This is a genomic window from Actinomycetota bacterium, assembly GCA_030684515.1.
In the GTDB taxonomy this organism is placed as follows: Bacteria; Actinomycetota; Actinomycetes; order S36-B12; family S36-B12; genus UBA11398.
In genome coordinates, this window is the sequence record JAUXVJ010000029.1 from 1 (window position 1) to 8870 (window position 8870).

Sequence of the window (8870 nt, forward strand, 5' to 3'; positions counted from 1 at the left end):
AAGCGAGGAGGAACAGCAGGATCAACGCCGTCTTCATGCTGGTGAGTTGCCGCCAAGCCCAGCGCAGCAGCCCCGCATTGCTTATTGGTGGAAGCGCAGAGCGATTCATTCGCTAGACGCAGTTCCGTCGTACCCATCGACGGCCTTGATCACCCGGGAAGTTCGCCTGCCCCATTTTGAACTCCGGCCAATGGATCCAGGAGCCGACTCCACCTGTCTTGTGCGATTTGTCAGCAATCCGGTGGCCAGAAGTACGACTCCCACAGTGATGAGGGCGTCGGCGAGATTGAAGGTGGCGAACCACCCTGTGTGGAAGTAGTCAACAACGCCTTGCCCGTCCAGTCGATCGACGAAGTTTCCTAGGGCACCACCTAATAACAATGCGGAGCCTGCGATGGATACAGAGTTGAGACTGCGTGCTCGCAAGATGAGCCATGTGAATCCTGTGCTGATGATCACGCCCGTGACAATCGTCACCATCATCGGCGGTAGCCACGAACCAAGGCTGAACGCGATGCCAGGGTTGTAGGTCAGTCGGAGAGTAACAAACCCAAGGTCGATTGAAGAGCCGTCGCTGAGACCAGCCACGACGAGCGCCTTGACGACTGCGTCGGTCAACGTTGCTAGCGCTGCGATAGTCAAGATCAGGACAATTCGCGGTCTCACAGCTGTGTTCGGATTCCGTCTCACATTAGCGTCGCGCTGGATGTGCGAAATCAATCGAAAAGTTCGCCTAGAAAGCCACCTCGGCGTTTCCCTGACTTGCCTCCATGTTTGCTGCTGGCGTGTTTTGAGCCGTGGCCATCGTCGTAACCTGTTTGTTCTTGGTACTGGGCACTGCTTGGACGAGCTCCATACGCGGTCTCCTCTGCAGCGATTAGTCGATCGAGCTCTCCGCGATCAAGGAATATCCCCCTGCACTCGCTGCATTGATCGATTACTACGCCGTTGCGTTCGTAGGTATGCATGGCTGCCTTGCACTTGGGGCAAGTAATTGGCATCGCGGTCTGATTCATAGGTGCTCTATTCGGGGTGAGTTGGGTGAAACTGGGTGCCCTTTCGTCGGACTGCTACTCGGGCGAGCATCTTCACGCTGGCGGCAGCCAAACCAGTGAGTGCCGCGATTCCAAGCAAGGAACTTGCCCATTCGAGCAATGTTGCGTGAGCAGGGTTCATTCGCTGCTGCAGTCAATGACTGTCCACATTGCTCGTGCCGAGGTGAAGGCAGGATCAGCCGATAGATGCAGTTCGTCCGTGCACAATTGCCAGGAGGCCGCGAGTCCGACCGTCGACGCAGGCACGAGCGACTAACCGGACTTGTGATCCAGTCGCACGAGTCGTCGATCTTGGGGAATTCGTGGGCTAGTGAAGACATGTAAGTCATGTCCTCGAGCAGTAGTAGCGGGAGGTCGACGCCGCAAGCCTTTGACTCGACACGGGCTCTCTCACATCCACCTTTCCATGCTCAATGATTCGTTTGACCGCTGGTTGGCGCCGTACACTTCTGGTCGCCACCGCAATCCATCAAGTTCTTTTGGGCTATTTGATGAATTGCGGTAGCGCACTTGTATCTTCGCTTGACTGCCGGCTGCCAAGGAGCGTGCTGGATCAAGATTTCATGAAGATTCATGGCTGTGGCAGTAGCCGCCGGAACTATTGAATGATTTATGTGGCCGCGGTCACAATTGGGCAATGCTCAATGCAGGTTCCGGCTTGACTGGACATCCTGGACGCTAAGAGTTACTTGTGCTTTCGTCAGGTTCTGTCGATATATCAAGGGTGTCCGGCGGGAGTTCCGGAGAGGATGCAGATGACGACGGCGTTCCGTACTCGCGGGGCGAAGTCACGATGATTAGTGCGCAAGCGGCAATTACCATCAATGGAATTATGCTGACAACGGGCATTCCGATCGCGGCGAAAACGAGCACTAAGACCGCCTCTCCGCCGATCAAGGCTGCGATGGCCTTGAGTGAAATGCGCTTGCGCATGGCAGATACCTTCCTTGTGAGGGATTCTTCTCGTGCATCGCACGATGGCAGGACACTCGACAGGACTTGGTAGCGGAGTTTGTGGTTTGCGAGGCGGCGCAGTAGGCGCGTATTGGGGATTCTGATTCTGACCGAGTTGAGCGCTAGATCGACTCGGATAACTCATCGGAACTAAGGCTATTCTGCAACAAAGGCATTCGTCCATGGCGAACCTGAGACGAACTAGCACTTGTCTAGCGTGGATTGAGTACTGAGCGCATTTGGTTTGTACATCATCGACATTACCAACACTGGGCAAGTGGGATTGCTGTCGGTTGAGTTGGCACCTTCTATTGCGGGACGTGTTCTTGCGGGAGGATGTCTGTCATGCCGAAGAAGTACCCGCCGGAGTTCAAGAGGGACGTGATCACCGTCGCCCGTCGAGGTGATCTGAGTGTCGCGGAAGTCGCCATCGATTTCGGGGTGGCTGAGGAGACCGTGCGTCGCTGGTTGCGCCAAGCCGATGTCGATGACGGGCTGAAAGACGGTCAGACCTCCTCGGAACAGGCTGAAGTGGTCCAGCTGCGCCGCAGGATGCGGCGTTTGGAGATGGAGAACGAGATCCTGCGTAGGGCCGCGGCCTATTTCGCTTCGTCCACGCTCCCAAAATGACCTACCCGCTGGTCCGTGACCTGGCCGCCGAGGGATTCCCGGTGCGGTTGGCCTGCGGGGTGCTCGGCTTCTCGACTCAGGCGTTCTACGCCTGGCTCAAGCAGCCCGTCGGTGACCGGGAGCTCGAGGACGCCTACGTGATCAATGCGTTGATCGATGCCCATAGGGATGATCCTGCGTTCGGCTACCGGTTCCTGGCCGACGAACTCGAGCGTGCCGGGATCGACGTCGGGGAGCGCCGGGTCTGGCGCTTGTGCTCCCAGCAGCGTTTGTGGTCCACGACCGTGCGCAAGGGGCGGCGCGGCAAGAAGCCTGGTGCTGCGGTCCATGACGATCATGTTCAGCGGGACTTCACCGCGCCCGAGCCGAATCGCAAGTGGGTCACGGACATCACCGAGCACCCGACCGTCAACGAGGGCAAGGTCTACTGCTGCGCGATCAAGGACCTGTTCAGCAACAGGATCGTCGGCTACGCGATCTCTGACCGGATGACCGCGGACCTGGCCGTGGGGCGCTACGGGCAGCGATTGCCCGACGCCAACCAGACGGCGTCGTGATCGTCCACGCCGACCGAGGAGCGCAATTTCGCGCCAGGAGTTTCCAGGCCGTCTTGAAGGCTGCTGGCCTCCAAGGCTCGATGGGCCGGGTCGCCTCTGCTGGCGACAATGCCGCCATGGAGTCGTTCTGGGCGCTGCTGCAGCGCAACGTCCTGAACTCCCAGACGTGGCGGACCCGCGAGGACCTGCACTACGCGATCGTCCACTGGATCGAGCACACCTACAACCGCCGACGCCGCCAACGCGGCCTCGGGAAACTCACCCCGGTTGAGTTCGAGCTAGCCGTCACCGACAACGCCGCTCAGTCAGCCGCCTGAACGACACAACCAGTGTCAATCAGACCGACAGCAATCCCAGTCAGAGTTGCGACGATAACAAGCAGGGTTGTCAGAACTGCTCCAACGGAAATTACAACTAGTGACACTGTGACCGCGCCGAGGCCAATTGTGACCGCTCGCTTCGAAATATTCGCTTCTTCATCCCCTATTCGTGGGCTGGGCCAACCCTCCAAGGTTCACGCACCTGCAAAGAGATTTGAACCACTAACGATAGAGATTTGATGAAGTTAGTTGCGTTCTGCGCGAAGTCACTCCATAGGTAGTCGGGGCGTTGCTAGGTTCCAGCGTATGAGTGCAGACTGCTGGCCAGAAAGTTGACGCCGAAGTAGTTGATCAGGAACACCACCCACCCAGCGATCGCAATCCACGAGGCCTTGTTCTTGCGCCAACCCGCGGTCGAACGTGCATGCAGGTAGGCCGCATAGACCACCCAGGTGATGAATGCCCAGGTTTCCTTTGGATCCCAGCCCCAATAGCGACCCCAGGCATTCTCAGCCCAGATAGCACCGGCTACAACTGCGAAGGTCCACAGGGGGAAGGCGAATGCCAAGATGCGATTGGTGATCGTGCGCAGGCGTTCGGCATCAGGGACGCGTGAACTGAGCACGCCAGAAGGGCCCTGGCCAGCTCCCGCGTGTCGCTCCGCGCGATCGCGCACAAGTGACAGTCCTGCCGTTGCAGCTGCCAAGGTGAAGGCGCCCGAGCAGATGATCGCGGCAAGCACATGAATGATCAGCCAGTAGGACTTCAATGCGGGCACCAGCTGGGCTGCCTCGGTGTAGAGCACCGTCACTGCCATGCCCAAGGTCAGGAGCACCGGAATGACCACGAAGAGTCCGAGCCAGCGAAGATCCATCCGCAGGTTCAAGATGAGATAGACGCCCAAGGTCCCAAGGGCAGCGGTGATGGAGAACTCGTACATGTTCCCCCAGGGCGCACGTTCAGCCCAGATTCCGCGTAGGACAACACCGGCCAGCAGCAGGACAAATGCCAACCAAGTCAGCGAGACTGCAATATTGGCTGCCTGACGCCCCGGCTCCTGCACAGCCTTGGACTCGGGCTTGGTCAGCACCGCAGTACCGCCAGCACTCATCGTGGTTTCGGCGGCCGTCACCGCCACGGGACGCCGCTTGCCACTTGCAAAGGAGGCAGCAAAGGCGAACATGGCCATTGCCAGGGTGAGCATCGACGAATAGATCGCCACATTGCTCATCTGAGCCAGAGACTCAGGATTCACGATTCCTCCTCTGATGGAGCTGGGTTGAGCGCCTGCCCGTCGCAGACAAGAGCCTGCCCAACGAGGTCGAGATCATCAGCAAGAACACCGATGTCTTCATCCTCAAAAGTCGAAGTGCGCATGATTTGGAGATATTCGAATTCATCCTGATGATCATTCGATGGCTGGAATCGCTGCGTAAGTGCAACCTGACCCCTAATCGTCATTCTTGACTGGCTTGGTATTGCTCGGCGTGAGAATTGATGAAGGTTTGATCAAGACAGGTCGCTCGCCCTCTTGACCAAACCTTCATCAATTTGCGCGCTTACTGTTGTGCCGCGTAGGGATACTAGGCATGTGGGCGACAGTTTGGACCACCGATATGGGGAGGCCCTCGATGAGGGGCTGGTATGGAGATGGCTTTGGCTGGAATACAGGCAGTGAGCTCTTCTTGCTGAGGCCGTTTCCTTGTGACTCGCGGATGACTTGCGTCGGCACGACACGCTCGAAGCGTGTTCAGCCCTTGAGCAAGTGATGCAAGCCCGCAGCGCATGAAGATCACTCGTAGCTTGATTGTTGGAGGAGCCGCTGTCGCCCTAGTTGGGCTGCTGGCGGGCTGTAGCGGGGCCACGTCGTCGGCGCCGATTGGCGGCCAATCAAGTTCTACTGCATCTTCTGGCCTAACCGATTCGGCAAGCATGGGATCAGCTGATGACATTGCCTTTGCGCAACTGATGATCCCTCACCATCAGCAAGCCATGACAATGGCAGATCTGGCACTGGCGAAAGCCTCGACATCTGAAGTTCGCTTGCTGGCCAAGCAAATCAAAGCGGCGCAGTCACCCGAGATCGCCACGATGGCTAAATGGTTGACCGATTGGGACGCACCGATTTTGCCGCCCAGCGGCCCGTCAGTACATGACATGGGCAACATGGCAGACCCGAGGTCTTCGGGCATGATGAGCAACGAGGAACTATCACTATTGTTGAAGTCAACAGGCTCGGCCTTTGATCAGATGTGGTTGCAAATGATGATCGCGCACCACCAAAGCGCCATCGTGATGGCAGACCAAGTGCTCGAGTCCACGACGAACCCAGACGTGCGCGATCTCGCTCAAAAGGTCATTGAAGGACAGACCGCGGAGATCACTACGATGCAAGAACTCTTGTCCCAGTGATTCGCGCCAGCCGCGCTCACAACTACGAAGCACTGGACCGCGCACCACTGACGATCTAGATGACTCGGCCTACGCCGCTAAACCTTTCCCGGTACCAGGGGCCAAGGAAGTCAATGATCTCCACGCCATCAGATGGATTGGAGGCGCTCACCATTTTTCCACCGCCGATGTACATGGCCACGTGGTGTGCGCCAGATCCGAAGTAGAACACCAGGTCACCAGGTCTGATATCGCTGACTGGGACGCGTTTGGTCTGGTCCCATTGCGTATAGCTGAGTGGGGTAAGCCCTACTCCCGATTGTCGCCAGGCTGCAGTGGTCAATTTGGAACAATCCCATGAACTGGGCGGATTGGCACTGAACGAGTATGGATCCCCAACTTGGGAAAGTGCGTACTTCACTGCAGCTTGAGCACGTCTGCTGCCAGTCACTCCGCCATTGTTCGGGGCGTTCGATGATGAGTCCTGCCCATCACGCGAGTCCTGCTCTTTTTGAAGTGATATGGCGAGTGCTAAATCTTGCGCGCGCTTACTCCTGGCGATTTGGGCAAGGCGCCGTTGATCTTCGCGTTGCAGGCCCGCTAAGACATTTTGGGCTTGAGAGAGGCGAGAGGTGGATTCACTTTGAGCGGCAACCATTTCGTTTCGGATGTCCCGCGCGATCTTCCTTTGGCCTGCGAGTTCGGCCTGGGTCTGTGCAACGCGAAGACCGGCCGTTTGTATACGGCGTATTTCTGAGACTTGTCGTTGTTGGAGTTGAGTCACAACGGATGCTTGATTGAGGAACGCAGTGGGATCGTCGGCTAACAGGATTTGTAGCGTGGAGTCCAGTCCTCCGTTCATGTAGGCATTTCTCGCCATGTCCTGAATCGTCTCCGACGCCACATCAAATGCCGCTTGTTCACGTGCAGCGCGTTTGCCCACAGAGTCGATGCGAGCCGAAATGGTTGAGAGGCGCCTTTGGGCTCCACCGGCCCGTTCACTTGCTGCGGCTGCCTGCATCTCTAGATCACGCACCTGGGCCTGGACTTGCTGCAAATTGGGCTCCGGCGCCGCTTCAGATCTTGGCAATAGGGAAACCGAGATGCTCAGTGCGCTTGCTATTGCGGCGACCGCAGCAACTCGCCTTGTCCGCACCAATCAATGATGCCGTCTCCTCGGCGGGGATTCCGGCATCAAGAGATCAAGATTCCGTCAAGATCCACGGCCTCTTGAGATGAGCACTCGGATCGACGGCAATGCAATCATGCGAAGCGACTTTCAATATGCCACGCGTTTATGGGCAATGGGGGCGCAGGCCTCCACCCCAAGGGAGTGCAGAAGTGAGGTTTCGTTAGGCGATCGTGCAGTACACGCAACCCAACAGTCGCGCCCTACTCATGTCTCCCGCTACTGGATAAAAGAGGCATAAACGTCAAGACAGACAGGCTAGGCCGTTTCGCATGTTTCGAAGTGCCACTTCGCAAGGAACGTCGGCGGTAGGTAGGCATCGGATTTTGCTGAGTGAGCAAACCGAGGTGTCTCGCGAACTTGCAGAAATCTCCTAGCCACTGAAAGCAGCAACGTCTGAGACAATGTGGGGATGGCCACGGTGACGCTTCAGTACTTCGATGGGTGTCCCAATTGGGTCCAGACCGAAGCGCGACTAAATGAAGCGCTGGCGTTAGTCGGCATGGATGACGTGCAAATAGAACGGCAGCAAGTGGCAACAGTTGCCGATGCAGTCCGTGCGGGATTCATCGGTTCACCCACGATCCTGATTGATGGAATGGACCCATTCGCCGTTGATGGGGCGCAACCAGGGCTTGCATGCAGGGTGTACTCGACGCCAGATGGGTTGCGTGGCAGTCCAACACTTGAACAGTTGCTGACAGTGCTATGGAGGTAGCCGTTTGGGCACTTCACCATTCTGGGAATGCCTCCTTGGGCTTTTTACGAGGCAGGCGCGATCTTGCTAACTCGATGGGGAGTTAGATTGGTACTGAGAGTCAGTTGCATTGGAAGACTCCGGAGTGGGGCGCTATGAGTGTGCAATCACCGTCACCGCGTCTAGACGATTCGAAATTTGTTTGCCAAATGCACCCGGACGTCGTCGATGATCATGCGTCGGAGTGTCCAAAGTGCGGAATGGAGCTCGTACTCGCCGTTTCGGTCAAGGCTCAAGATCAACTCGAACAAGCAGAACCCGCGCCACCGATCTATACGTGCCCGATGCACGCGCAGATTGTTGAACCAGCCCCGGGCGACTGCCCTATCTGCGGCATGCACCTCGTCCCGCTCGAAGCTGGTCCGTCTCAAGTTCACATGCAGGATCTTCCAGGTGCATCCGAAGCTTCAAGAGTCGCATCTTCTACAGCATTAGCTGCGGAGAAGGTAACGCTCTATACGTGCCCTATGCACCCCGAGATCATCCGAGACGCTCCTGGGCGCTGCCCGATCTGCGGCATGCACCTTGAACCAGTGATGCCGACCCAAGATGACGAATCAGCGCTGCGTGAGTACCACGACATGCGTCGGCGTTTTTGGATCTCGGTGCCGCTGTCCCTGCTCACACTTTCTTTGGCCATGGTGCACTTCCCGCCGGTCCCCGATGAGTCGGCGTCCTGGGTGCAGATGGTGCTCGCCACACCTGTCGTGTTGTGGTGTGCGGGGCCATTCTTGAAATGGTCGGCGCAGTCCGTCATCAATCGTAGCCCGAACATGTGGACCCTGATCGGGCTAGGCGTGAGCGCTGCCTATCTGTACTCAGTGGCGGCGACTATCGCACCTGATGCGTTCCCGACATCGCAGATGTCAGATGGCACAGTTCCGGTGTACTTCGAGGCTGCTGCCGTGATCTGCACTCTCACACTCCTGGGCCAAGTCATGGAGTTGCGTGCACGGGCTACGACTGGTGAAGCGATCAAAGCGTTGCTGAACTTGACCCCATCCACCGCCCACCGCA

The 8870-nt window shown here is 57.5% G+C and carries 9 protein-coding genes and 1 pseudogene; 4 read left to right on the plus strand and 6 right to left on the minus strand.

Going from position 1 to position 8870, the window contains the following annotated elements; all coding sequences use genetic code 11:
• Nucleotides 1-105: 105 nt before the first annotated feature.
• The 3 genes from lspA to Q8M73_12355 all read right to left on the minus strand — a co-directional run bounded on the left by lspA (nucleotide 106) and on the right by Q8M73_12355 (nucleotide 1988).
• Nucleotides 106-642 carry a signal peptidase II gene (gene lspA / locus Q8M73_12345; protein ID MDP2289341.1) on the minus strand — a complete coding sequence of 179 codons (537 nt, stop codon included), beginning with the start codon at nucleotides 640-642 and terminating at the stop codon, nucleotides 106-108.
• Between the two features lie 74 nt (nucleotides 643-716).
• Nucleotides 717-1001, minus strand: coding sequence for a zf-TFIIB domain-containing protein (locus Q8M73_12350; protein MDP2289342.1), 285 nt, complete (start codon nucleotides 999-1001; stop codon nucleotides 717-719).
• Nucleotides 1002-1733: 732 nt separating this feature from the next.
• Nucleotides 1734-1988: a hypothetical protein gene (locus Q8M73_12355; protein MDP2289343.1), complete on the minus strand. Its 255-nt coding sequence runs from the start codon at nucleotides 1986-1988 to the stop codon at nucleotides 1734-1736.
• 366 nt (nucleotides 1989-2354) lie between these two features.
• Between Q8M73_12355 and Q8M73_12360 the strand changes: the two are divergent.
• Nucleotides 2355-3513 (plus strand): annotated as a pseudogene (locus Q8M73_12360) (IS3 family transposase).
• Nucleotides 3514-3808: 295 nt separating this feature from the next.
• Here Q8M73_12360 and ccsB read toward each other — a convergent pair.
• Together ccsB and Q8M73_12370 are read right to left on the minus strand one after the other, a co-directional pair.
• Nucleotides 3809-4771: a c-type cytochrome biogenesis protein CcsB gene (gene ccsB / locus Q8M73_12365; GenBank protein ID MDP2289344.1), complete on the minus strand. Its 963-nt coding sequence runs from the start codon at nucleotides 4769-4771 to the stop codon at nucleotides 3809-3811.
• The gene (locus Q8M73_12370; GenBank protein ID MDP2289345.1) at nucleotides 4768-4893 is read right to left on the minus strand and encodes a hypothetical protein; all 126 of its coding nucleotides are present in this window, start codon (nucleotides 4891-4893) and stop codon (nucleotides 4768-4770) included. The genes ccsB and Q8M73_12370 overlap by 4 nt, the downstream gene beginning before the upstream one ends.
• Before the next feature lie 555 nt (nucleotides 4894-5448).
• Between Q8M73_12370 and Q8M73_12375 the strand changes: the two genes are divergently transcribed.
• Entirely contained in the window at nucleotides 5449-5928 is a 480-nt protein-coding gene (locus Q8M73_12375; GenBank protein MDP2289346.1) for a DUF305 domain-containing protein, read from the plus strand.
• Between the two features lie 55 nt (nucleotides 5929-5983).
• On the opposite strand, the gene Q8M73_12380 is transcribed toward Q8M73_12375, so the two are convergent.
• The gene (locus tag Q8M73_12380) at nucleotides 5984-7063 is read right to left on the minus strand and encodes an NlpC/P60 family protein (protein MDP2289347.1); all 1080 of its coding nucleotides are present in this window, start codon (nucleotides 7061-7063) and stop codon (nucleotides 5984-5986) included.
• A 445-nt stretch (nucleotides 7064-7508) separates the two neighbouring features.
• On the opposite strand from Q8M73_12380, the gene Q8M73_12385 reads away from it, so the two are divergent.
• Nucleotides 7509-7814 carry a thioredoxin family protein gene (locus Q8M73_12385; GenBank protein ID MDP2289348.1) on the plus strand — a complete coding sequence of 102 codons (306 nt, stop codon included), beginning with the start codon at nucleotides 7509-7511 and terminating at the stop codon, nucleotides 7812-7814.
• Between the two features lie 506 nt (nucleotides 7815-8320).
• The coding region (locus Q8M73_12390; protein MDP2289349.1) for a heavy metal-binding domain-containing protein at nucleotides 8321-8870 on the plus strand (550 nt) is incomplete at its 3' end.